The organism is Pseudomonas sp. TSRC2-2 (assembly GCF_049897785.1).
Lineage (GTDB): Bacteria > Pseudomonadota > Gammaproteobacteria > Pseudomonadales > Pseudomonadaceae > Aquipseudomonas.
Genome location: NZ_JAFCWZ010000010.1, coordinates 1 through 22,674 on the forward strand (window position 1 = coordinate 1; position 22,674 = coordinate 22,674).

Here is a 22,674-nt window from a genome sequence, read left to right on the forward strand (position 1 = left end):
GGCACCACGTCTTCTTCAAGGATGTGCCGTGATGGTCGTGCCGGGGCAAGCGGTGGGCATGCTGGCGCTGGTTCTGATCGGTGCCGGTAGCGCCTGGCAGTTTCAGGACTGGCGCTACGGCCGGCAGCTCGCCGAGCAGGCGAAGTTGCATGGCGAGACGTTGAACCAACTGGCCACGGCCGGCGCCGATGCGCAGAAGGCCGAGCACGATAAGCGGCTGGCGCTCGAGCAGAAGCTGGCTGCCAGTGAGCAAACCTATTACAGGAAATTGAATGATGCCCAACGTGACCAAGATCGTCTGCGCGATCGCCTTGCCACTGCTGATCTGCGGTTGTCAGTCCTCATCGACGCGGATTCAGCCAGTGGCTGTGACGTGCCAAAAGCCACCGGCGCCGGCGGCGTGGATCATGCAACCGTACGAGCCCGACTTGACCCGGCGCATGCTCAAAGAATTATCGCCATCACCGACACCGGCGACCAGGGACTGATCGCGCTTCAGGCGTGCCAAGCGTACGTTCAGGAAATATCCCGCTGATGCGGAAAGGCCGGGGCGAAGGGGGTCTCGCCTTTTAGCTTTTTAATTTCCGTCGACAGGTGAGAGATGTGCTTGTCCTTCGCCATCAGCTCCCAGTTGGTTTTGATTGTGATGTCATTCGCGCGCCGGCCAGCCTCGGCGGCTTCAGTTTTGGCAGCAGTTAGCTCAGCCCTGAGAGAATTCCTCTCGAGCGTGAGCGCATCGTTGTCACGCACCAGGCCCTGAATATTTTCAAGTGCGCGCTCGAGCTTGAGGGTGAGAGCCTCGAATTCGTTCTCGTACATCCTGAGCTGGTGTCGACAGGTTTCGAGCGGGGTCGGGTTACCGAGCCAATCGTCGGTATCTTCTATGAGGTGGTCCACGGGAATGCCTTACTGAACACTGTTTGCATGTACAGTAATCGAGGCGACATTTGTGGGCGAGGGGGAGGCGACGAGCTGTAGATTTTTGGTTTGATAATCGGTCGGCTGGACGCCGGAGATGGGTTGAGCCTCTGTCTAAAACTACCGAGCATGAACGCGGTTTTATTGAGGCAAAGAATCGCCTTCTTGTACTTGAGTTTTAGACAGGAGCCAATGCATACCTTTGCAGTACAAGGCCTGCAAGCCGTTTCCGTCCATACTGCTGCATCAGTGGCGTGTTGGTGGGATTGCAGTTCGGCAGGGCGCCCTAGGGCGCTGCAGGAAACTCAACTAGATGGCGCCATGTACCCCGACGGCATCATTCTTCGCTTCAGTTGAGTTGCGGTGTTCCATTACTCCATCCACAAACTGTAGGATCAGGAGCTATCAACATCACAAGGGACGGTCCATGAAACACCTCAACACCACCAAAGCAGCCTCTATTGTTCGCCTTGCTGCGGCAAGCCATGACGAATACCGTCAGCGTCATCCTGGGAACCGCATTTTAGGAGCGGGGGAGTTGAAAGCTCTGATTCTTGAGCCTGATAGCCAGGAGGAAATTGCTTTCGTCGAGGCGATGCGTGCGCTTTCTGATGATGAACTCCTCGACCTGGTTGCCTTGATGTGCGTAGGCCGCGGCGAGCACGTTGAGAATCCTGAGGATCCAGAGTCGATTCGCGGCGCATTCGAAGGCCATGCCCACTCATTCTCAAAAGACTCGCATAAAGAATTGCTGGATTATATTTCCGGCAAGGGGGCCGTTATTCACCGGTACCTCGCGCGAGGCCTTGATCGGGTGAGATTCGCGTACAAGTAGGGCTGTTAATAAATTTAATCATCGCCGGGACGGGGTAACCACTGTAGGAATATACAACGCTAAGTTATTGATTCTTATATGGTGATGTTCCGGTTTTTCACCCACTGAAAATCTAGCATTTTTCCTTTTGAATCATATGCTTGCGTAGGTTTCGTGGTCACCTTGACATGGTGGTGCTCTGGACAACGCCGTCGGCGCATCGCCTTATGCATAATCGGCATACTTGCTGATCAGCGTACGTGAGCCGAAAGGGGCCCGTACTACCAAATCTCGGCGCCGTTTTTCGGTCCGCAATCATTTGAAGGTATGCGGAAACATTGGGCTGCATGACAGGCTTTCTAGGTTGATTGCGGACCAAAAAACCTATCACAAGGCGCGGCCTGATTGATTTCCACTTGGGACTTAAAATCCCCCGCTCGTAAGGGCGTGCCGGTTCGATTCCGGCTTCGGGCACCATCTTTCAACGAAGGCCTGCTAGCGAAAGCTACGCAGGCCTTTGTTCGTTTGCGCTTCGCTCTTCTGGCTTTTGCCGCGTCGATCAACGACGCAACCCGCCGGGCGGTTGCTGATCAGCTGTCACCGCGCTGCGCTACCCATTCGCCACTAATCGCATCCACCATGGCCGGATGCTCTTCCGCTGCCACGCGCAAATCCTCGGTGACCCGCAATTCCGCACCCGTAGGCGAAAAGGTGGCTGCCGCCGTGAACGGTGCGGGATTGGCCGGCACCGGGCGTTTGCCCCGGCGCCAGAAGAAAAAGCTGACCATGCACAGGTTGACCACTGCAAATACCCAGAACAGGCCGTCGGCGCCGAACGAGCTCATCACCGGCGAGATCATCATCGGGCTGATGGCCGAGCCCAGCGAGTTGATGAGCAGCAAACCCTGAATCATTGGTACGAGTGTTTCGGCGGGGGCGCGGTCTGCTGCGTGGCTGACGGCAACCGGATACAGCGCGAACACGCCGCCACCGAGCAGAAACAACATCACCGCGAGCATTGTCATGGACAGCGGCATCAGCACAATCACCAGCGATAACACGGTGCACGCAACCGCCAACAGAGTGAGCACCTGCACGCGATCCGTGCGGTCGGACCAGCGTCCGACCGGGTACTGCAGCAACATCGCGCCGAGAATCGTCCAGGCCATCATGCTGCCGACTTCACCGACGTCCAGCCCGCTGCGTTGCAGATACAACGGCAACAACGTGTAAATCGCCGCGATGGTCAGCCCCGAGCCGAAACAGCCGACCAGCCCGGTCGGCGTCACGCCCAGCAATTGTCGTGGCTTGAGCGGCTCGACGTGATCGAGCAGCGGCGACACCCGTGGCAGGATCACGATCGGCAGTACCGACAGCGCAGCGAGCATGCCGGCAACCATGAACGGCGCGCTGTCGCTCATGCCCGTGATGGTTCCCAACGTCGCCTGTCCGAGTACGCCGGCGCCATAGAGGACGATCATGTACAGCGCGAGCAAACGCCCGCGAATTTTTTCGTCACCTGCCAAGAGCAGCCAGCTTTCAATCACCAGAAACACACCGACCGTGGCCCAGCCGTTGATCAGGCGCAGAATCAGCCAGCCCCAAGTGTCATAGAACAGACCCTGCAGCAAAATCGTCACCGCTATCAGCGAGGCAAAGCTGCCGTAGGCCCGAATGTGGCCGATGCGCAGAATCAGCCGGTCATTGAACACCGCGCCGAGCGTCAGGCCCATGAAATAGGCCGACGAAACAATCCCGATCATCGTTGCCGAGGTACCAGCGGCGTCCAGGCGAAGGGTGGTCAGGGAGGAAAGAAAACCATTGCCCAGAGCAATAATGAACAGCCCGAGCAGGGGCGCCAGCGCCATGGCCAGCAAACGCGGAGACATAAAAACCTCAAGAAATAGAACAGCGCAACGTGCGCCTCTGCGCATGCGGTTGCCAGGCTGGAACAGGTGTTGTGAAAATGTCTGCCGATCGGGCAGGGCGGTGGTGTCGGACAAGGTCCGCCTTGCAGGTCCGCCTCCCTGACGAGACGCGCGATAGCAAGAGCGCGCGGGATTCTAAGGCTTGCGCAGGATTTGCCAAGAGCTGAAAGCTGCGACGTTAGGACGCAGGCTGTTCCGACATGAGGCGCAAGGCTGAAGACCAATCATCAAGCTCAGCTCCAACAAGGGCCTGCCAGCGAAAGCTGACCCAGGCCCTTGCTCATTGCAGCCCTAGGTATGTGAAATCAACAAATCACTGATGATGCAAATCGAGCCATCCTCAGGCGGGGTGGCGTCGGTGTAATCGATCTGGTTGTAGACCCCGCCGTGGAAGTTGAACACCTGCAAATTCCAGGTTGAATCGAGCTGCAAGTCGCCTGATGTCCCTACTATGCCGTTGTAGTCGACCGTGACTCGGGCGACGCCGGCAGAGTTCGCGCGAATGGTCACCTTGAACTTCGCCCCCAGCGGCACGCCCTTGAGCACCGTGCTGTTGACGGGGGATGGCTGGTTGAAGCTCTGGCGGAAGCCCATGGTGATGTTGCCTTTCTGCCAGAACACTTTGATCACCGGGCCGTCGTCGTTTTTCACGTGCATCTGCGAAATGACCACCTTCTGCGCAGAATTGACCTTGGTCACGGTCATCTCTTGATAGTTGAGGTGGTCAGCGGCGCTGGCCAGCGACCAATAGAAGGATTCCTTCCATTCGCAGCGGGTTCGGTGGGTGCTCTTGCTCGAGGCGCCTTTGGTCGGTGCGGACAGTTGCAGTGACCCGTCCGGCAGCACCGTGACGATGCTGGGAAACTGCGCGATCGCCTCGGCGCCGTTGAGCTCCAGTGCCACCGGATTGGTCGCCGAGACGGGAACCGGAGTGGAGAGGGTGAGATTGCTGATGTTTACGGCCATGGTTTCTACTCCTGACGATAAAAATCATTCTCGCTGCAAGCCTCAGGTCATTCCCGAGCCGCACATTTGCCTGCGCGGGTTTTCACTACCTCTCGGGCTCAGCAGCATGGCGACGCAAGCGACCGCCGCAAAAATACACAGGGCAACGATCACATCAGCAGCTTCCAGCACTGCACCGAACATCGGCGTGCCAGCGGTCTGACCGAGTGCCAGCACCAGAAACGGAATGCCCAGCCCCAGATCCGGGCGATCCGGGAACAACCGGATCCCTTGCAACAGATAAACGCCTGAAGAAACAATGTAGGCCGCGCCAAACAGGCCCATCGCAGCGAGGCCGTAAATGGCACCCGCGCCAGTGGCGGCAAGTCCCAGCGTGCCGACGGCGATCCCGGCGAGCGCCAGATGCTGCATTCGTGCAACACCAAACCGGCCGGTCAGCACACCGGTTGCGCAGCCACTGATGCCCGCCGCGCCCAACACAATCCACGCCCAGGCCATCGACTGATCAGAGAACCCAGCCTCGCTACGCAGAATGTCGGCGCCGAACGTCCAGACCGCCGTGCTCGCCAACCCCATCAGAAAAGCACTGGCGCACAACGGCATAACGCCCGGTCGACGCAACATTGCCAGAGAAAAGTGTTGCGCAACGTCATGCTCGACCCGACGCGGTACCGCAAACCAAAGCCAGGCCGTCACGCCAACGCCGATCAATCCGAACAGCGCATAAAGTGGCCGCCATTGCCCGGCCGCCAATATTGCCGCCAAGCCTGAAAAAACGATCCCGGCCGCCGTCCCTGCATTGATAAAACCATTAGCACGCGGCCGGTCCGCGTCATCAAGACGCGCCGCCACCGCGCTGGCCAATGGCGGCGAGGTCAAACCTGTGCTCAATCCCGCCAGCGCTACGCCGCAGCCCAACGCCAGTGCGGACGACCCGATCACGAGCAACCCCATCCCTAGCGTAGCCGCGGCGCCGGCCACGACCGTCAACCCGCGTGGGCTGACTTTGTGACTGCAGACAAACGTCGCCACGATCCCCACGCAATAAGTCGCGAACGCGCTGCCGCCGATCCAGCCGGCAGCGGTCACGCTGAGCGCCAGATCCTGACGAATCTGCGGCAGCAGCAATCCGTAGGCGAAGCGCGCCAGACCATAAGACAACGCCGTCAGCGCGAAGGCCGCCGCAACAAGGTTGATGCCACGTTTCACGAGCGCTTGGGCCCCGTAGTCACGCGGCTTTCAAGATCGGTCATTTGGCAGCAGACGCGCTTTTCTTGCGGGTTTTGGTCGCTGGAGCAGCGGTTGCAGCCTTGGCTTTTTTGCGGGGTGCCGGTGGCGCGACGCTGCTGGCCACCGAACCGGGCAAGCCATCGGAGTCAAACGCATCCAGCTCGGCACGCGCCTGCAACCAATGCTCGAAATCATTACCGTGGGGCCGTCCCTGTTCTTCCCAGAGGCGATAGGCGATTTTTCGGATGGTTTCCTCGTCCATTACGTTGTCTCCTGCTGAAAAAAAAGACTGCTTCGAAAGCGCAAGTGGCGGATCACGGCGAAATCGGATCGCTGGCGGGGAAGGTCTCTTCGACCGCTTCATCCAGTTTCGAATCACTCACATTGCGCTCATCGTCCCCAAGGTTTTGCTCGCAGTGGCAAGCTGAGGACGGGCAGGGTTGGCCTTTGGGATGGAGATCTGCGCAGGCCTGGCTGCAAAACTGCTTGCCGTCACGCTCGAAGGTTTGCTCGCCGCTGCACTTGCAGGTGCAGCCAGGGCAGGCGCAATCGGTAGTTGAGGGGGCATTAGCCATGGGTTTCCTCCGGGCTGTCTGTTGGTGAAGTTGTTATCGATTCTGATAACCCGCCACACGCCTGCGTTTGATGATTTTCCGCCACGCCCGATGAGCGGTAGAGCGCAGAGGGCGAGGGCAGCACAGCGTTCAGCGCCAGGGAAAGATTCAGCGCCAGGATCAGCAGGATCGACACGCTGAACAAACGCCGAGCCCAAGCTTTTGCGGTAGCGTTTCGCACGGGGCGCAAGGCCAGGTAAAACCAGTATCCGCCCAGCCCGAGCACCACCAGCGGATAGGAAACATTGATATCCGCGACCCAGCCCAATATCGCCGCGGTGAGCAGAAAAGCGACCATGTAGATGTTGATCTCGCGTCTGGCTTGACCCAAGGTCAACGTCGGCAATCCGGCGGCGCGAAAGTCTTCGTGGCGCATGACCGTAATCGCATGGGAGTGGGGCATCTGCCAGCAGCAAAACACCACGATCAGCATCAGCGCCGTCGCATCGAAGCTGCCTGTCACGGCGCAATATCCGACCACCGGCGGCATGGCCCCGGACAGGCTGCCGACCAGCGTGCCCCAGTGCGAGCGGCGCTTCATCAGACAGGTGTAGACGCCCGCGTAAACAACCAGCCCGACCGCCGCCATCGCACAAGCCAATTGCGTAGTGCCGGCCCACAGCAAGCCGAAGCCGACGACCCCGAGGACTGCCGCGTAGCACAACGCTCCAGGCAGCGATACTGCGCGAATGGCCAAGGCCCGATGGCAGGTGCGCACCATGCGCCGGTCGATGTCTCGGTCGACGCAGTTATTGATCACGCAACCGCAAGCAATGACCAGCGCGGTGCCGAGCAAGGCGGCCAATAAATGCGCCAAGGTAACCGGACGCCCGCCTGCAGCAAGCAGGTAGCCGCCGAACACCGACGCCAGGTTGCCGACGATAATGCCGGGCTTGGTCAGTTCCAGCCCGACATTCAGCGACAGCCGCCATTGCTTCAGTGCGCCAGCATGTTGTGGTGAATGCTGTCCATGATCCATAGCGAAAGCCCAACCAGCAGAAGAATGATGACGGCGGAAAAAATCAGCGCAATCAGGTTCCAGCGTTGCTCCTTGGCGGTGTCCAGATGCAGGAAATATTTGAGGTGGGCAAACACCTGCACTACACCGAGTGCGACCACCACCCACGCGGTGACGCTGCGCGGCAACGTCGGGTACATGACCAGGCCAAAGGGAATCACCGTCAGGATCACCGAAATGATGAAGCCCACCATGTATGAACGACTGGTGCCATGGCTGGTACCGGCACTGCTATGAATCGGACTCTGGTTATACATGTCACACCACCCCCAGCAGATAAACCACGGTAAACACGCAAATCCACACCACATCGAGGAAGTGCCAGAACAGGCTCAGGCAACTCAGCCGCGTGGTGTTGGTGTTGGTCAGGCCACGGCTGCGCACTTGCAGCATCAGCACCGCCATCCACACCAGACCGCTGAGTACGTGCGCGCCGTGGGTGCCGACGAGGGTGAAGAACGCAGTGAGGAAACCGCTGCGATCCGGCCCGTAGCCTTCTTCGATCAGATGATGGAATTCATTGATTTCCATGGCGATGAAGCCGCAACCCAGCACGAAGGTGACACCCAGCCAGCGCAATACATGGGATGTGTCATTGCGGTTCATCGCCAGCATGGCGTAGCCGTAGGTGATGCTGCTCAACAACAGCAACGCGGTTTCGGCAAGGACGTAGGGCAGTTCGAAAATGTCGACGGTCGATGGCCCGCCAGCCACGCTGTCACGCAGTACTGCATAGCCTGCGAACAGCGTTGCGAACAGGATGCAGTCGGTCATCAGGTAGATCCAGAAGCCGAAAATGCGCATCGATCCCGCGTCTTCATGGCCCTGTTCATGGCTGTGCGCGATGTCTTTATCCAGAATGATGTTGGACATGTTCAGGCCTCCGCCAAATCTTTGAGACGCGCTTTTTCAATCCGGGCGACTTCCTCTGCCGGGACGAAATAATCGATGTCTTCGTCGTAGCTGCGCACGATCATCGCTACCACAGAAGCGACCAGGCCAAGGATCGCCAGCCACCAGATGTGCCACACCAGGGCAAAGCTGCAGATCAGCGCGAAGACACTGATCACCAGGCCCGCCGAGGTGTTGCGTGGCATGTGGATGGCGCGGTAGTCGGTGTGGCTGAGGGTACTGACGCCGCGCTCCTTCATGCCCCAATAGGCGTCGAGATCGTTGACCTTCGGTTGCTCGGCAAAGTTATAGAACGGTGGAGGCGAGGCCGTGGCCCATTCCAGGGTGCGTCCGTCCCATGGGTCGCCGGTGAGGTCGCGTAATTTCGCGCGGTTGCGAATACTCACGTAGAGCTGCAGCGCCTGCGCGGATACGCCACAGAGAATGATGCCGACACCGACCAGTTCCAGCAGCAGCCACGGTTGCCAGGCCGGGTTGTCGAAATGGTTGAGACGCCGCGTCATACCCATGAAACCGAGCACGTAAGACGGCATGAACGCGAAGTAGAAGCCGACCAGCCAGCACCAGAACGCGATGCGCCCGAGGCGGTCGTTGAGGCGGAAGCCAAAGGCTTTGGGGAACCAGTAAGTCAGCCCGGCCATGTAGCCGAACACCGCGCCACCGATGATCACGTTATGGAAGTGAGCAATCAGGAACAGGCTGTTGTGCAACAGGAAGTCGGCACCGGGCACCGCCAGCAGCACGCCGGTCATGCCGCCGATGCTGAACGTGACGATAAAGCCCAGCGTCCACAGCATCGGCGTTTCGAAGCGCACCCGACCGCGGTACATGGTGAACAGCCAGGTGAAGATTTTCACCCCGGTCGGCACGGCAATGATCATCGTCATGATGCCGAAGAACGCGTTGACGTTGGCCCCCGCGCCCATGGTGAAGAAGTGATGCAGCCAGACGATGAACGAGAGGATGGTGATCGCAATCGTCGCCCATACCAGCGACACATAACCGAACAGGCGCTTGCTGCTGAAGGTCGCGGCGATCTCGGAGAAAATCCCGAACGCGGGCAAGATCAGGATGTACACCTCCGGATGTCCCCAGGCCCAGATGAGGTTGACGTACATCATCGGGTTGCCGCCGGCCTCGTTGGTGAAGAAGTGCATGCCCAGATAACGATCGAGGGTGAGCATCAGCAGTGTCGCGGTGAGGATCGGGAACGCGGCGAGGATCAAAATCGAGGTGCACAGTGCGTTCCAGGTGAACACCGGCATCTTGAACAGGGTCATGCCTTCGGTGCGCATCTTCAGAATGGTCACGAAGAAGTTGACCCCGGTTAATAACGTCCCTATGCCGGATATCTGTAATGACCAGATGTAGTAATCCACCCCGACTCCCGGGCTATAGCCGAGCTCGGAAAGGGGCGGGTAGGCGACCCAGCCGGTGCGGGCAAACTCACCGACACCCAGCGAGATATTCACCAGCGCCGCGCCGACCACGAACAGCCAGAAACTCAGGGCATTGAGGAACGGATAGGCGACGTCGCGGGCGCCGATCTGCAGCGGCACGACGATGTTCATCAGGCCGACCACGAACGGCATGGCCATGAAGAAAATCATGATCACGCCGTGAGCAGTAAAGATCTGGTCGTAGTGTTCCGGCGGCAAATAACCCGGCCCGCCACTGGATGCCATGGCTTGCTGGGTGCGCATCATGATCGCGTCGGAGAAACCGCGCAGCAGCATGACCAGCGCAACGATGATGTACATGCAGCCGATTTTCTTGTGGTCGACCGAGGTGAACCACTCGCGCCAGAGGTAACCCCACTTGCGTTTCCAGGTCACGGTGCCGACCAGGGCAAAGCCCATCAGGCCGACGATAGCCAGGGTGTACATGACAATCGGCTCATGCAGTGGAACCGCGTCCCATGAAAGTTTCCCGAACATGATTTAACGCTCCTCGGCCAGCAGACTCGGTTGTTGATTGACGCGCACATCGTCGCTGTTGCGTTGCACTTGGGTTTGCTTCTTGCGTGGTGCCTTGTTCATCCCTTCATACTTGTCGACGATGTCGAGAAACAGTCGCTCCTGCACAGCCGAGTAATAAGTAATCTTGTGCGCGACAGAGGGCTTGGCCAACTCGGCGTAACTGGCCTGATCAAGTTGGCCGGGCGCCGCTTTGACTTTATTGACCCAGGCTTCGTAATCCGCACCGCTGAGTGCCAGGGTGCTGAAGTGCATGTCGGAGAAACCGTGGCCGTTATAGTTCGCGGCGATCCCGCGATACTGGCCGATTTCATTGGCGATCAAGTGCAACTTGGTCTGCATGCCGGCCATGGCATATATCTGCCCACCGAGTGCAGGAATAAAGAATGAAGTCATGGCAGCGTCAGAAGTGACGGTGAAACTTACCGGCGTATTCACCGGTATCGCCAGTTCATTGACCGAGGCAATGCCCAGGTCGGGGTAAATGAACAGCCATTTCCAGTCGGTTGCCACCACTTGCACATTGAGGTGCGGTACATCGGAATCCAGCGGTCGGTACGGATCGAGTGCATGGGTGGTTTCCCAGGTGACCCAGCCGAGCACGCAAATGATCAGGAACGGCACGCCCCAGACCACCGCTTCGATCTTGTGCGAACTTGCCCAACGCGGCGAATAACGGGCCTTTTTGTTGGTCGCCCGGTAGCGATAGGCGAACAGGAAAGTCATGACGATGACCGGAATGACCACCAACAGCATCAGGCCCGTGGCGAGGATGATCAGGTCGCGTTCATCGCGGGCGACATCGCCCTTGGGGTTGAACACCACCAGGTTGCAACCGGCGAGCAGAACGCTGGTAGCGAGGTAGACCAGGCAATAGCTGATTGTTCGCTTCATACAGGCTCCTGTTTATCAGAGCGATCCTTTTTTTACGCCGGGACTGCGACGCGCCATGTTGAAAGGCAACTACCGTTGCGCTTGTTCAAGCGAAGCGAAGTTGCCGAGATATTTCTCCAGGCAATAGTGTTGCTGTCGGCTACAAAACAGTGTTTGCGCGGCCGCTCTGCCACCCTTTGTCGGAGATGAGTTGAGATGAACTCGTCTGGGTCTCGAACTTTTTGAATAAGCGCTCTGGCATTGGTTTGACAAAATGTTTCGCAAGCTGACGAACGGTTGAACTAGCGAAACGGCGAAGCGCAACTTGCGGGCTATGCTGCAAATGCCTCTCGGCAAAAGCGGGAATCATCCAGCCAGAGGGTGGGTCATTGAAGAAAGCGGAGTGACTTCAGGAGTACGACATGTTTATACGCGGCGAAACCTACAACAAATGGAAAGCGACGGAAAAGGCAGAGAAGTGCCATACCGAAGAAGTTGAAAATGGTTGCCATATCGAAGTTCGGGCACGGGAGGCCGATGATGGCGACGTAGAAATGTTTATCAGCGTGTACACCGCGACTGGCGAGTGCGCCTATGAGCGCATCAGGAAATTGCCGGGCGTGGAATGGGAAGTCGAAGACGCGCTCAAGCGCGGTATCGACCAGGCAGAGCGAATCGCCGGCGGCGAGTCCGGGCGATTGTCCTGTGCCGACGCGCACGGCCACGAGAATGAGTGACCGCGCGCAACGTTCAATTGGCTTGGCGAACATTGACATTTCCGCGCTGGTTGCACTGCCAGCGCCAGGCATCGGCGAGCATGCTGTGCAGTGAGCGGCTCGCCTGCCACCCCAGTTCTTCGATCGCTTTTTGCGGGTCCGCCCAGCAACGCGCGATATCGCCGGGCCGCCGCGCTTCAATACTCATCGGGATCTTGATACCGGTGATCTGTTCAAAGGCGCTGATCACCTCCAGTACCGAATAGCCGCGCCCGGTGCCGAGGTTCCAGATGCTCACGCCGTGGCGATCGCGCAGTGCGTCGAGGGCACAGACATGCCCCAGCGCCAGGTCAACGACGTGCAGGTAATCACGAATGCCGGTGCCATCCGGGGTCGGGTAATCATTACCGAATACTGACAGCTGCGCGCGCTGGCCACTGGCGACTTCCAGCAAGTAGGGCAACAGATTGTTCGGCGTGCTGGTGGGGGCCTCACCGAGCAGGCCGGAAGGATGCGCACCGATCGGGTTGAAATAGCGCAGCAGGCCAATCGACCAGCGCGGGTCGGAACTGGCCACGCTCTTCATGATGTTTTCCGACATCAGTTTCGACATCCCGTAAGGATTGGTCGGTTGGCCGGTGGCGCAGGCTTCATTGATGGGCAGAGTGGCACAATCGCCGTAGACCGTGGCCGACGAGCTGAACACCAGATGGAATACACCGGCCTGGGCCATGGCCTGGCACAGCGTCAGGCTGCCGCCGACGTTGGTATCGAAATAACGCAGTGGTTCACGGACGCTTTCGCCAACGGCTTTCAAACCCGCGCAGTGCACCACGGCATCGATCGGATAGTCATGCAGGAGATTGTCGAGCAGTCGTCGATTGCGCACATCGCCCTGAATGAACTCCGGTCGTTTTCCGGCCAGCGTGCTGATGCGCTCGATCGCCGCGCGCTGGCTGTTGCACAAGTTATCGAGGATCACTACATCCTCACCTTTGCCCAGCCATTGCAGTGCGACATGCGCACCAATGTATCCCGCACCACCCGTAATCAAGATCATGCGTCCGCCCTCACCAGTGCTGCCATCGGCCGATGGCGATGGCGATGTGGATGGTTTCGGTGCGCCTGTGTGGCGGCCAAAACCATGGTTGTCCTGGACGGTAGGGGATGGATTGGCCGGCGAGTTCAACCTGCTTTGCCAACCGGTATGTGCAGTTCATCGGCTTCGATCAACGTTCGTATGAACGCTGTGTGAACGCCGCGATTCCAACAATCAAGAGCCGTACGGCCTCATCGAGACATGCCATGCACTTGCTGTGTCGACAAGTGTGACGGTCCGGTGGCTCGGCACTGTGTCGTCTTGTTTTTCTTGATGAGGAACTGGCTATGAACCTTGCAGAACAACCCGAGGTCCTCGCACTGGCGAGTGTGCAAAAAGCTGTTGAAGCATCGCTACAGGTGCGGCCGACGCTGGTGTGCCTTTCGCACTTGCGTTGGGGGTTTGTCTATCAGCGGCCGCAGCACGTCATGTCGCGACTGGCAAAAAACTACGACGTAGTGTTTTTCGAAGAACCGGTATTTTCCCAAGACACGCCCCCCCGGCTTGAACTCTCGAATCCGGCAACCGGGATAGAAGTCGCTGTACCGCATTTGCCTGGCGGCATGAGCGGCGAAGCGATTGAGCAGGCGCAAAAAAAACTGCTCGACGAACACCTCGCGGGCCGTGTGCAGGGTGATCTGCTGCTTTGGTATTTCACGCCGATGAGTCTGCTGTTTACCGAGCACCTCGACCCTCGCGTCACGATTTATGACTGCATGGATGAACTCTCGGCTTTCATGGGCGCACCGGCGCGATTGATTGATATGGAAAAGCAACTGCTGGCCCGAGCCGACGTGGTGTTTACCGGCGGCGTCAGTTTGTGGGAGGTCAAGCAGCGCCAGCACGGCAATGCTTATCCGGTGCCCAGCAGCGTAGACATTGCGCATTTCGCGGCGGCGCGGCAGGCATTGCCGGAGCCGCCAGACCAGGCATCCGTAGCGCGGCCACGTCTGGGTTTCTTTGGCGTGATTGATGAACGCTTTGATCTCCAGTTGATCGAGCGAGTGGCGACCATGCGTCCCGACTGGCAAATCGTACTGATCGGGCCAGTGGTGAAAATAGATCCGCAGACGCTGCCGCAACGGTCGAACATTCATTATCTGGGCGGCAAGCAATATGCCGAGCTGCCGGACTACCTCGCTGGCTGGGACGTGGCGCTGATGCCGTTCGCTCTCAACGCTTCCACGCGTTACATCAGCCCCACCAAGACCCCGGAATATCTCGCCGGCGGCTGCCCGGTGGTGTCGACGCCGATTCACGATGTCATCAGCGGCTACGGCGAGAGTGGCGCAGTGTTTATTGCCGACACCGTCGAGGCTTTCGTCGAAGCCATCGAAAAAGCCTTGCCGCTCAAAAGTACGGTTGAATTTGTGCAGCGCGCCGATGCCGCCATCGCCGGTATGTCGTGGGACAACACCAGCCGCTTCATGCAGGAGCAGATCGAATGCCTACGATAAGCCTGGAGAGCGCAAAGTCCGCCCATTCCTACGACTACCTGATCGTCGGTGCCGGGTTTGCCGGCAGCGTTATCGCCGAGCGTCTGGCTGAAGGGTTGAGTCGCCGTGTGTTGCTGATTGATCGGCGTCCACACATCGCTGGCAATGCCTACGACCATTACGATGAGGCCGGGGTGCTGGTGCACCGATACGGCCCGCATATCTTCCACACCAACGCGCAGCGGATCGTCGATTACCTGTCGCGCTTTACCAAGTGGCGGCCCTATGAGCACCGCGTCCTGGCGCAGGTGGACGGCAAGCTGGTGCCGATCCCGATCAATCTGACGACGCTTAATTCGCTTTATGGTCTGTCGATGTCCTCTGAGGAAGCCGAGGTATTTCTCGCCGAACGCGCCGAACCGGTGGCGACCATTCGCACGTCCGAGGACGTTGTAGTGAACCAGATCGGTCGCGAACTTTATGAGAAGTTCTTCCGTGGCTATACGCGCAAGCAGTGGGGCCTGGATCCGTCGGCGCTGGACAAATCGGTGACCTCGCGCATCCCCACGCGAACCAGCGAAGACGACCGCTATTTCGGCGACACCTTTCAGATCATGCCCACCGATGGCTACACGAAAATGTTCGAACGCATGCTTGATCATCCGAACATCGATTTGCTGCTGGGCACCGATTTCACCGCGGTGCGTGAAGGGGTGAAGTACGCGCATTTGATCTACTGCGGCCCGATCGACGAGTACTTCGATTTCCAGTTGGGCCGCTTGCCGTACCGGTCGCTGCGCTTCGAGCATCAGACCCTCGAGCAGGAACATTATCAACCCGTGGCAGTGGTCAATTATCCGCACCCCGACGTGCCGTACACGCGCATCACCGAATACAAACATCTGACCGGCCAGACACACCCGTGCACCAGCATCACCTACGAATATCCCTGTGATGACGGCGATCCGTATTATCCAGTGCCCCGCGCGGAAAACGCTGAGCTGTACAAACGCTACCGAGCGCTCGCTGAGCAGACACCGAACGTGACGTTTCTCGGACGACTGGGCACCTACAAGTACTACAACATGGATCAGGTGGTGGGGCAGGCGCTGGCCTTGTATCGGGATATTCAAGCGGCGAACGCACCAGTCACTGCCGCAACCGAGATCGATATCTCATGAGCGTGCAGCCCAAACGCGACGAACCCGAGCCCGGCGCAGGCGCACCTTCAATGTTCAGCAGCTTCGTGATGGCCGGTTTTGAGTGTTCCAGTCAGCGCCGCCAGGACGGTCGGCGTCTCGACCTGTTGGCAGACACCGGGCATGCGCGTTGGGTGGAAGAGGATTACCAGCGCCTGGGCGCCTTGAACATTCGTTGCGCCCGAGACGGCTTGCGCTGGCACTTGATCGAACGCAGCCCCGGGCGGTATGACTGGAGCAGCTTTGTGCCCATGCTCAAAGCCGCGCAAGCGCGGCAGGTGCAAGTGGTCTGGGACTTGTGCCACTACGGTTATCCGGATGATCTGGACATCTGGCGCCCGTCGTTCGTCGAACGCTTCGCCCGTTTCGCTGGAGCCGTTGCGAAGCTGATGACCGACGAGGGCGTGAGCGTGCCGTTCTACTCGCCGATCAACGAGATTTCGTTCTGGAGTTGGGCGGGGGGTGATGTCGCTTACTTCAACCCGAACGCGCGCGGGCGTGCGCAGGAACTCAAGCATCAACTGGTGCGAGCCAGCATTGCTGCGATCGAAGCGATTCGCGGGCAGGCGCCGAATGCACGCTTCGTCCAGTGCGACCCGCTGATCCATGTGATCGCCGGATCCCGGCGCAGCGATGAAGTCGAAGCGGCCGAAGCGTATCGGCTGTCGCAGTTCCAGGCGTGGGATTTGCTCACCGGTCGCCAATGGCCGGGGCTGGGCGGGCAGGAACGCTACCTGGATATCATCGGTGCGAACTTCTACCCGCATAACCAATGGTATTTCCAGGGGCGGCGCATTGTTCGCGGCGAAGCGGACTATCGTCCGCTGGCCGGGATGCTCAAGGAATTGCACCAGCGGTACCAGCGGCCGGTGCTGCTTGCCGAGACCGGCGCCGAGGATGACGAACGCCTGCCGTGGCTGAGCTACGTTGTCGATCAGGTGGGGAGTGCGCTGGAGCGCGGTGTGCCGGTGCAAGGCATCTGCTGGTATCCGTTTCTCGATTATCCCGGTTGGGACGACGGCCGTTATTGCCCGACCGGCGTGTTTGGCTACGCGGATGGCGAGGGCGCGCGCGCGGCGTTTCATCCGTTGCATGTCGAGCTTGCGCGAGTCCCGGAGCGGATCAACGCACGGTTGCGCAGGCTCAATGACGGGCGATTGGAGGGGCGACCAACATGAACTTCCAGCACTTGCGTGACGAACCGTTGCCGGCCTCATCCAGCGCGTTTTTGTGGCGCTACGTCAGAGTGCGCCCGGCGCATTTCATGGCAATGGTGGCGCTGGTGATTGGCGCGGCGTGTTGCGCGGTGGTGGTGCAGTACGGCATGAAACTGCTGGTCGATGCCATGGCTGGCGAATCAGCAGCGGATCAGGTCTGGCGCGCGTTCGGCCTGTTCATGGCACTGATCATTCTGGAGAACGTGCTCTGGCGTCTGGGCGGCTGGGTGGGCTGTTACACCATCGTCGGCAGTTGTGCCGATCTGCGTGTCGACCTGTTTCATCATCTGACTGGCCACCCTATGCGTTATTTCCGGCGGCATTTTTCCGGCTCGCTGGCCAACCGCGTCGCGGCGATCGGCGCCGCTGCCGACAAGGTCTACGGCGGGCTGACGTGGCGCATCGTGCCGCCGTGCGTGGATTTTATTGGCGCTGTAGTGGTGATGGTCGCGGTCCATCCGGCAATGGCACTGGCCTTGATCGGCTGCGTCATCGTGGTCGCCGCGCTGATTACCCTTTTTGGCGTGCGCGGCCGCAGCCGGCACATCGCGTTCGCATCGCAGTCAGCCCGGGTCGGTGGCGAAATTGTCGACCTGGTCTCCAACGTGTGGACGATCAAGGCTTTCTCCGGGCGTGAACGCGAGCGGCTGCGCCTGGAGCGCGAGATCGGCATCGAGGCGCAATCGCACCGCCTTAGCTGGATCTACATGGAAAAGGCCCGGGTGCTGCACGACATCTGCCTGACCCTCATGGCCGGCGGCATGCTCGGCTGGGCGATTGTGCTCTGGCGCACGGGGCAAGTGACCGCAGGGGATGTGGTGATGGTCAGCGCGCTGACGTTCCGCATCCTGCATGGTTCGCGCGAACTGGCGCTGGCGCTGGTCGAAACCAGCCAGCAAATGGGCGTCATCAGCGAAACGCTGGGCATCGTCGCCCAGCCCCACGAGCTCAGCGACACCGCAGAAGAATTGGCACCAACGCGCGGGCACATAAAAATGCTCGACGTCAGTTACGCCTATCCGGACGGGCGCAACGTCTTCGAGCATTTTTTTCTGGATATCCCGGCTGGGCAAAGTATCGGGATTGCCGGTACCTCGGGCGCGGGCAAATCGACCTTGCTCGGCTTGCTGCAACGTCTGGATGACGTGCGCAGCGGGGTGATTCTGATCGACGACCGTGACATCCGCTCGGTCAGCCAGGACAGCCTGCGCCGGCAGATCGCCGTGGTGCCGCAAGAGCCGGCGCTGTTCAACCGCAGCATTCTGGAAAACATCGGCTACGGCCAGCCGCACGCCACTGAGCAGCAGATTATCGAGGCTGCCCGCCAGGCGTTTTGCGATGAATTCATTCAGGCGCTACCGCAGGGTTATCACACCCCGGTAGGGGAGCGCGGCGTAACGTTGTCCGGCGGGCAACGCCAGCGCCTGGGGCTGGCGCGGGCGTTTTTGAAGGACGCACCGATCCTGATTCTTGATGAGGCCACCTCGGCACTGGATTCCGATTCGGAAGCGATCATCCAGCGCGCACTGAGCAACTTGATGCGCGGCCGCACGGTGCTCGCCGTCGCCCACCGCCTCTCGACCATCGCCAACTTCGACCGCGTGCTGGTGTTGGAGGACGGCGAGATCGTGCAGGACGGCACTCCCGAAGAACTGCGCGAGAGCCAGGGACGGTTTCGCACGCTGTGGCAGATGCAGGCGATGGTGCATAACCGCTAAGTGCAGCCCTATTGCGTTGAGCGGGTCCAGACCCTGACGTAATCGATGCGAAAGACCGACGGCAGGTCCGCGTCGTCGACCACGCCGAACCAGTCCCACATCGCTTCACTGTCGAAGACGATCTGCATCGGAAAATGCCAGTAGCTGTTCTTCGCTTCCCGAACGAGTACGCCGTCGACATACCAGCGCAAGGTCTCGGGTTGCCAGTCGAAACCGTAAACATGAAAGGTGTTGGCCAGCCGCCACGGCGCAATCCAGGTACTGCCGGAACTGAGATGTTGATCGTTCTGTGGTCTGGCCCAAACATGCGCATTCATGTTGTAGCGGCGATCAAACGCTTCGTTACGGGTTTTGCCGCCGATTTCAAAGATATCGATTTCCGTGGCGTTGTCCGGCAGCCCCGTCCACGCCAGCCAGAACGCGCTAGAACCGGCAGAGTTCATCGGTTTCGCGCGTGCTTCGTAATAGCCGTACATGCCCCGTTCATGGGTGCGCACCATCGCCGAGCTGTAGTCCTTGTAGCCCAGGGCGACATATTTCTCCGGGAGGGTCTGTTTGCGGAACGTGATGTTCAGATTGCCGTTGCCGACCCTGGCGTTCTCCGGCAAAAACAGCGCCGGTTTGCGCCCGAGGGAGTCGGTGCCGGTGGCGTTGTTGACGTGCCAGCGCTCGGCATCGAGCGCACTGCCGTTGAATTCGTCGGACAGCCGCGTATCGCGTTTCCAACCGCCGGCATTGGCCTGGTCCGATAACGGCAGGTCGGGCGTAACGTGCGTCGGTGTCGGGCCCAACGGGCCGACGCGAGTCCAGGCATCGGCCTGTTGCGGTAGGGCGACCGCCCACTTTTGCGCCAGATACTCGAACACGTTGCGGCGTTCGTCCTGGTTGCTGAATGGGCGGTCGTAAACCAGTACTTCGGCAATGTCGCCACGCAGGATCTCCGAGGTGCCGACGACGTTGCGCGCCACGGCGAACGGGCCGATCGGCACGTCACTGGTTTCCAGCACCGCCAGGGCCGGTTCGTAGGCCGTGGTCTGCTGCACGCTGATGCCGAAATTCGGCGCGACGTTATCGTTATCCGCCAGTTGCGGTCGCGAGCTGAACAGGCGCTGCCAGGCCTTGCCACCGGCCTGCTCGGGCAAGCGCCGCGAGACCACGAACACCGTCACCGGGCCTTTGCTTGTGCGAATGGCCTGGCCCATGAACGCCGCCGTGCCGCTGAAACGTACCACGCCGTGGCCGTTGAGGGCGTTGTCGACGCGTGTCGGCAACGTCGTTGCCGCACGGTTGTCGACGACGACGTCATTGCCCTTGCCGGATTTATCCAGCCAGCGTACCACCTGATTTTGCCCTTCGAGGGTCATTGCGGCCGGGTCATTGCCGTCCAGCCACAGCACCAGTCCGTCAGCCACAGGCTGTGGAATATTGGCGCTGACGCCGGCGCTCAGCAGCAGCAAAACAAACAGCAAGCATCGTGATCTGTTCATGAGTCGTCCCTAACTTGGTTTGCGCCGTTATTACGTGCCCACCGCCAGCAACGGCGCGGGTTGCGGGCGGTAGCCCCACGGGTTGTTGGTTTGCCAGCGCCAGCTGTCAATGAGCATTTGCGTCAACTCACGCTGTGCCCGCCAGCCCAGCTCGCGCCCGGCCTTGCTCGCATCGGCGCGGCACTCGGCGACATCACCGGCACGGCGCGGGGCGAAACGGTAGGGAATGCGCAGACCGGTGACGTCTTCGAAGGCGCTGATGATCTGCAACACGCTGTAGCCGCTGCCGGTGCCGAGGTTCCATACGTGCAGGCCATGCTCATCGCCCTGCAAAACCTGCAGCGCCTTGAGATGACCTTCGGCCAGATCCAGCACGTGGATGTAATCGCGAATACAGGTACCGTCGACGGTCGGATAGTCATTGCCATACACGGTTAACGCAGCGCGCTGGCCGCTGGCAACCTCGCTCAGGCACGGCAGCAGATTGTTCGGTCGACCATTGGGCGCTTCGCCGATCAGCCCGCTCTCATGCGCGCCAATGGGATTGAAATAGCGCAGCACAGCGATGTTCCAGCGTGAATCGGCGAGGGCGAGGTCGCCGAGCAATTGCTCGATCATCAGCTTCGAGCGCCCGTACGGATTTGCCGGTATGCCGGTGCCGTGCTCCTCGACGATGGGCATCGCGGCCGGCTCGCCGTAGACAGTAGCCGATGAGCTGAACACCAGATTGAACACGTGGGCGCGGGCCATCGCCTGACACAGGTTCAGTGTGCCCACGACATTGTTGGCGTAGTAATCCATCGGCCGGCGCACGCTCTGTGCCACAGCTTTGAGCCCGGCGAAATGCAGCACCGCGTCAATCGCGTAAGTGCTGAAAATCTCTTCCAGCAGCGCGGCGTCGCGAATATCGCCCTCGATGAAATCGACGTGCGAATGACTCAACAGCTCAAGCCGTGCGATCGACTCGCGGCTGCTGTTGCACAGATTGTCGAGGATCAGAACCGAGTGTCCGGACTCGATCAGTTGCAATGCCGTGTGCGAACCGATGTAGCCGGCACCGCCCGTGATCAACGTGGTTTTGCGCATGACGACGTGCTCCATTGCGGGAAAATCCGGCTTAGCGGGCGGTGAACACCAGCTTGAATTCTTGCGGCCAGCGCGGGTGCAGCAGGCTGTAGGCCAAGGCGTAGGTCAGCGTGCCGATAGCGATGTCGCCGGCCAGGTGCGCGTAGCCGGACAGGCCGGTTTGCCGCGACAGCCACATCACCATGACGGCCATCACCAGTGAGGCGAACAGGCTGCGGTAACCGGACTGGAAGAAGCTGCGCCAGTCATAACCGATGGCGGCGTGCAGGCCGCGCACCTGCAGCGGCGTGATCAGCAGCATGCGCAGCAGCAAAGCCAGCGCCGCCGCCATGCCGCCATAGGTCGCGCCGAGCAGGTAGACCAGCGCCAGCGCGAGCAGGGTAGTGGCGACTTCGGCCTTGAGCGTCAGGTGTGTGCGGTTGACCGCCACCAGCGCGGTGGTGGCGTACAGCGCCAGATTGCCCAGCGCTGCCGTGCACGCGAGCACTTGCAGCAACGGAATCGCATCGGCCCATTTGGCGCCGAAGATCAGCAGAATAATGTCTTCGGCGGTCAGGGCGATGCCGAAAAAAAGCGGTGTCAGCACGAAGCCGCTGATCGCCGTTGAATCACCAATCACACCGATCAGTCGCGCCGGTTCGGCACTGCGCCGGGCAAACACTGGCAGCGCGTAACTCATCAAACCGTTGTAGATCGCCGAGCGCGGCAGGTCGATGATGCGCATGGCCAGGTTGAACATGCCCACCGCCTGCGCCCCGGCAGTGAGGCCGAGAAGCAGGTTGACGCCGCGTTGCAGGGTTTGCGAGCTCATGACGTTGACACAGACCGGCAGGCCGGCGCGCAGCAGTTCGCCCAGCACTTGGCGGTCGATCAACAAGGGAATGCGCCGACGCTCGCTGCGCATCAGTACCAGCGTGGAAATGCCGTCCATGATCAGCGCCTGAGCGACCACCGCCCACGGGCCGAAACCCATCAGTGCCACGGCCACACCGCCCACTCCGCCAGCAACTTTGCCGAGCAAGGTGCGCGAGGCCAGCAGCTTGAAATTGCCGCTGCGGCGCATCTGCGCCACATACACCCGCGCCATCAGGGTGAAGAGGATTTTCACCGAGGCCACAACGGTCATCCAGCGTAGCGCGGGCGACGGCGTGTAAAGCACGACCGCCAGCGAAATCAACGCAATCGACAACAGACTGACCAGCACGGCAAACCAGAACACGCTGCTGATGTGTTTGTCTTCCACCCGCTGCAGACGCACCAGCGGGTCTTCCAGCATCGACGAGAACAGAATGCCGACCACTTCGACCACAGCGATGATCAGCGTGCCGATGCCCAGCTCCGTTGGCGTCAGCAAATGTGCGTAGACGACAAAGGTGATCATCGACAGAAAGATCAGGCCGAATTTCTCGGTGAAAATCCAGGCGAGTGTCGTCAGGCGACGGTTGGCCATGGTGCGATCCCCGAAAG

At 59.9% G+C, this 22,674-nt stretch carries 22 protein-coding genes and 1 tRNA gene; 8 read left to right on the top strand and 15 right to left on the bottom strand.

What is annotated here, in order from left to right; translation table 11 throughout:
- Window positions 1-31 precede the first annotated feature (31 nt).
- The gene (locus ACP7D9_RS19940) at window positions 32-535 is read left to right on the top strand and encodes a lysis system i-spanin subunit Rz (protein WP_426159528.1); all 504 of its coding nucleotides are present in this window, start codon (window positions 32-34) and stop codon (window positions 533-535) included.
- Here the strand turns inward: ACP7D9_RS19940 and ACP7D9_RS19945 are convergent.
- Complete coding sequence (locus ACP7D9_RS19945; RefSeq protein WP_426159306.1) at window positions 517-897, bottom strand: hypothetical protein; 381 nt, start codon at window positions 895-897, stop codon at window positions 517-519. The two genes, ACP7D9_RS19940 and ACP7D9_RS19945, sit on opposite strands and share 19 nt — an antisense overlap.
- A 448-nt stretch (window positions 898-1,345) precedes the next feature.
- On the opposite strand from ACP7D9_RS19945, the gene ACP7D9_RS19950 reads away from it, so the two are divergent.
- Together ACP7D9_RS19950 and ACP7D9_RS19955 are read left to right on the top strand one after the other, a co-directional pair.
- Window positions 1,346-1,753 carry a DUF3775 domain-containing protein gene (locus ACP7D9_RS19950; protein ID WP_426159308.1) on the top strand — a complete coding sequence of 136 codons (408 nt, stop codon included), beginning with the start codon at window positions 1,346-1,348 and terminating at the stop codon, window positions 1,751-1,753.
- A gap of 378 nt (window positions 1,754-2,131) precedes the next feature.
- A tRNA-OTHER gene (locus tag ACP7D9_RS19955) sits at window positions 2,132-2,209 on the top strand.
- A 113-nt stretch (window positions 2,210-2,322) separates the two neighbouring features.
- On the opposite strand, the gene ACP7D9_RS19960 is transcribed toward ACP7D9_RS19955, so the two are convergent.
- The 10 genes from ACP7D9_RS19960 to cyoA all read right to left on the bottom strand — a co-directional run bounded on the left by ACP7D9_RS19960 (window position 2,323) and on the right by cyoA (window position 11,270).
- The gene (locus tag ACP7D9_RS19960; protein ID WP_426159529.1) at window positions 2,323-3,666 is read right to left on the bottom strand and encodes an MFS transporter; all 1,344 of its coding nucleotides are present in this window, start codon (window positions 3,664-3,666) and stop codon (window positions 2,323-2,325) included.
- Window positions 3,667-3,951: 285 nt separating this feature from the next.
- A complete protein-coding gene (locus ACP7D9_RS19965) occupies window positions 3,952-4,626 on the bottom strand; it encodes a polysaccharide lyase family 7 protein (RefSeq protein ID WP_426159310.1) in 675 nt (224 codons plus the stop codon).
- A gap of 42 nt (window positions 4,627-4,668) precedes the next feature.
- On the bottom strand, window positions 4,669-5,835 hold the full coding sequence (locus tag ACP7D9_RS19970) for an MFS transporter (protein WP_426159313.1): 1,167 nt from the start codon (window positions 5,833-5,835) through the stop codon (window positions 4,669-4,671).
- Window positions 5,836-5,875: 40 nt separating this feature from the next.
- Window positions 5,876-6,118 (bottom strand): DUF2934 domain-containing protein, encoded by a 243-nt coding sequence (locus ACP7D9_RS19975; protein WP_426159316.1) that lies wholly within the window; start codon window positions 6,116-6,118, stop codon window positions 5,876-5,878.
- Between the two features lie 52 nt (window positions 6,119-6,170).
- Window positions 6,171-6,431 carry a metallothionein gene (locus ACP7D9_RS19980; protein ID WP_426159318.1) on the bottom strand — a complete coding sequence of 87 codons (261 nt, stop codon included), beginning with the start codon at window positions 6,429-6,431 and terminating at the stop codon, window positions 6,171-6,173.
- Window positions 6,424-7,449: a heme o synthase gene (cyoE, locus tag ACP7D9_RS19985; protein WP_426159320.1), complete on the bottom strand. Its 1,026-nt coding sequence runs from the start codon at window positions 7,447-7,449 to the stop codon at window positions 6,424-6,426. Before cyoE ends, ACP7D9_RS19980 begins: the two co-directional genes overlap by 8 nt.
- Window positions 7,407-7,745 (bottom strand): cytochrome o ubiquinol oxidase subunit IV, encoded by a 339-nt coding sequence (gene cyoD / locus ACP7D9_RS19990; protein ID WP_101159446.1) that lies wholly within the window; start codon window positions 7,743-7,745, stop codon window positions 7,407-7,409. Before cyoD ends, cyoE begins: the two co-directional genes overlap by 43 nt.
- Before the next feature lies 1 nt (window position 7,746).
- Window positions 7,747-8,361, bottom strand: a complete 615-nt coding sequence (locus ACP7D9_RS19995) for a cytochrome o ubiquinol oxidase subunit III (RefSeq protein ID WP_101159447.1) — start codon at window positions 8,359-8,361, stop codon at window positions 7,747-7,749.
- Between the two features lie 2 nt (window positions 8,362-8,363).
- Window positions 8,364-10,337 carry a cytochrome o ubiquinol oxidase subunit I gene (cyoB, locus tag ACP7D9_RS20000; protein WP_426159323.1) on the bottom strand — a complete coding sequence of 658 codons (1,974 nt, stop codon included), beginning with the start codon at window positions 10,335-10,337 and terminating at the stop codon, window positions 8,364-8,366.
- Window positions 10,338-10,340: 3 nt separating this feature from the next.
- The gene (gene cyoA / locus ACP7D9_RS20005; protein WP_039760286.1) at window positions 10,341-11,270 is read right to left on the bottom strand and encodes a ubiquinol oxidase subunit II; all 930 of its coding nucleotides are present in this window, start codon (window positions 11,268-11,270) and stop codon (window positions 10,341-10,343) included.
- 401 nt (window positions 11,271-11,671) lie between these two features.
- On the opposite strand from cyoA, the gene ACP7D9_RS20010 reads away from it, so the two are divergent.
- Complete coding sequence (locus tag ACP7D9_RS20010; protein WP_101159449.1) at window positions 11,672-11,986, top strand: hypothetical protein; 315 nt, start codon at window positions 11,672-11,674, stop codon at window positions 11,984-11,986.
- 13 nt (window positions 11,987-11,999) lie between these two features.
- On the opposite strand, the gene galE (ACP7D9_RS20015) is transcribed toward ACP7D9_RS20010, so the two are convergent.
- On the bottom strand, window positions 12,000-13,025 hold the full coding sequence (gene galE / locus ACP7D9_RS20015; protein ID WP_426159325.1) for a UDP-glucose 4-epimerase GalE: 1,026 nt from the start codon (window positions 13,023-13,025) through the stop codon (window positions 12,000-12,002).
- 326 nt (window positions 13,026-13,351) lie between these two features.
- On the opposite strand from galE (ACP7D9_RS20015), the gene ACP7D9_RS20020 reads away from it, so the two are divergent.
- Genes ACP7D9_RS20020 through ACP7D9_RS20035 form a run of 4 tightly spaced genes read left to right on the top strand, consistent with a single transcriptional unit; the run spans window position 13,352 to window position 18,634 of the window.
- Window positions 13,352-14,521: a glycosyltransferase family 1 protein gene (locus ACP7D9_RS20020; RefSeq protein ID WP_426159327.1), complete on the top strand. Its 1,170-nt coding sequence runs from the start codon at window positions 13,352-13,354 to the stop codon at window positions 14,519-14,521.
- Window positions 14,509-15,681 (top strand): UDP-galactopyranose mutase, encoded by a 1,173-nt coding sequence (glf, locus tag ACP7D9_RS20025; protein ID WP_426159329.1) that lies wholly within the window; start codon window positions 14,509-14,511, stop codon window positions 15,679-15,681. The genes ACP7D9_RS20020 and glf overlap by 13 nt, the downstream gene beginning before the upstream one ends.
- Before the next feature lie 50 nt (window positions 15,682-15,731).
- On the top strand, window positions 15,732-16,877 hold the full coding sequence (locus ACP7D9_RS20030; protein WP_426159332.1) for a beta-glucosidase: 1,146 nt from the start codon (window positions 15,732-15,734) through the stop codon (window positions 16,875-16,877).
- On the top strand, window positions 16,874-18,634 hold the full coding sequence (locus ACP7D9_RS20035) for an ABC transporter ATP-binding protein (RefSeq protein WP_426159334.1): 1,761 nt from the start codon (window positions 16,874-16,876) through the stop codon (window positions 18,632-18,634). Before ACP7D9_RS20030 ends, ACP7D9_RS20035 begins: the two co-directional genes overlap by 4 nt.
- Window positions 18,635-18,642: 8 nt before the next feature.
- Here ACP7D9_RS20035 and ACP7D9_RS20040 read toward each other — a convergent pair whose 3' ends face one another.
- From ACP7D9_RS20040 to ACP7D9_RS20050, 3 genes are read right to left on the bottom strand one after another with little or no spacing between them, the layout of a single operon-like run.
- Window positions 18,643-20,121, bottom strand: a complete 1,479-nt coding sequence (locus tag ACP7D9_RS20040; RefSeq protein WP_426159336.1) for a LamG domain-containing protein; glycoside hydrolase family 16 protein — start codon at window positions 20,119-20,121, stop codon at window positions 18,643-18,645.
- A gap of 30 nt (window positions 20,122-20,151) precedes the next feature.
- On the bottom strand, window positions 20,152-21,207 hold the full coding sequence (galE, locus tag ACP7D9_RS20045) for a UDP-glucose 4-epimerase GalE (protein ID WP_312999122.1): 1,056 nt from the start codon (window positions 21,205-21,207) through the stop codon (window positions 20,152-20,154).
- Window positions 21,208-21,238: 31 nt separating this feature from the next.
- Window positions 21,239-22,657, bottom strand: a complete 1,419-nt coding sequence (locus ACP7D9_RS20050) for an oligosaccharide flippase family protein (RefSeq protein WP_312999125.1) — start codon at window positions 22,655-22,657, stop codon at window positions 21,239-21,241.
- Between the last annotated feature and the right edge of the window lie 17 nt (window positions 22,658-22,674).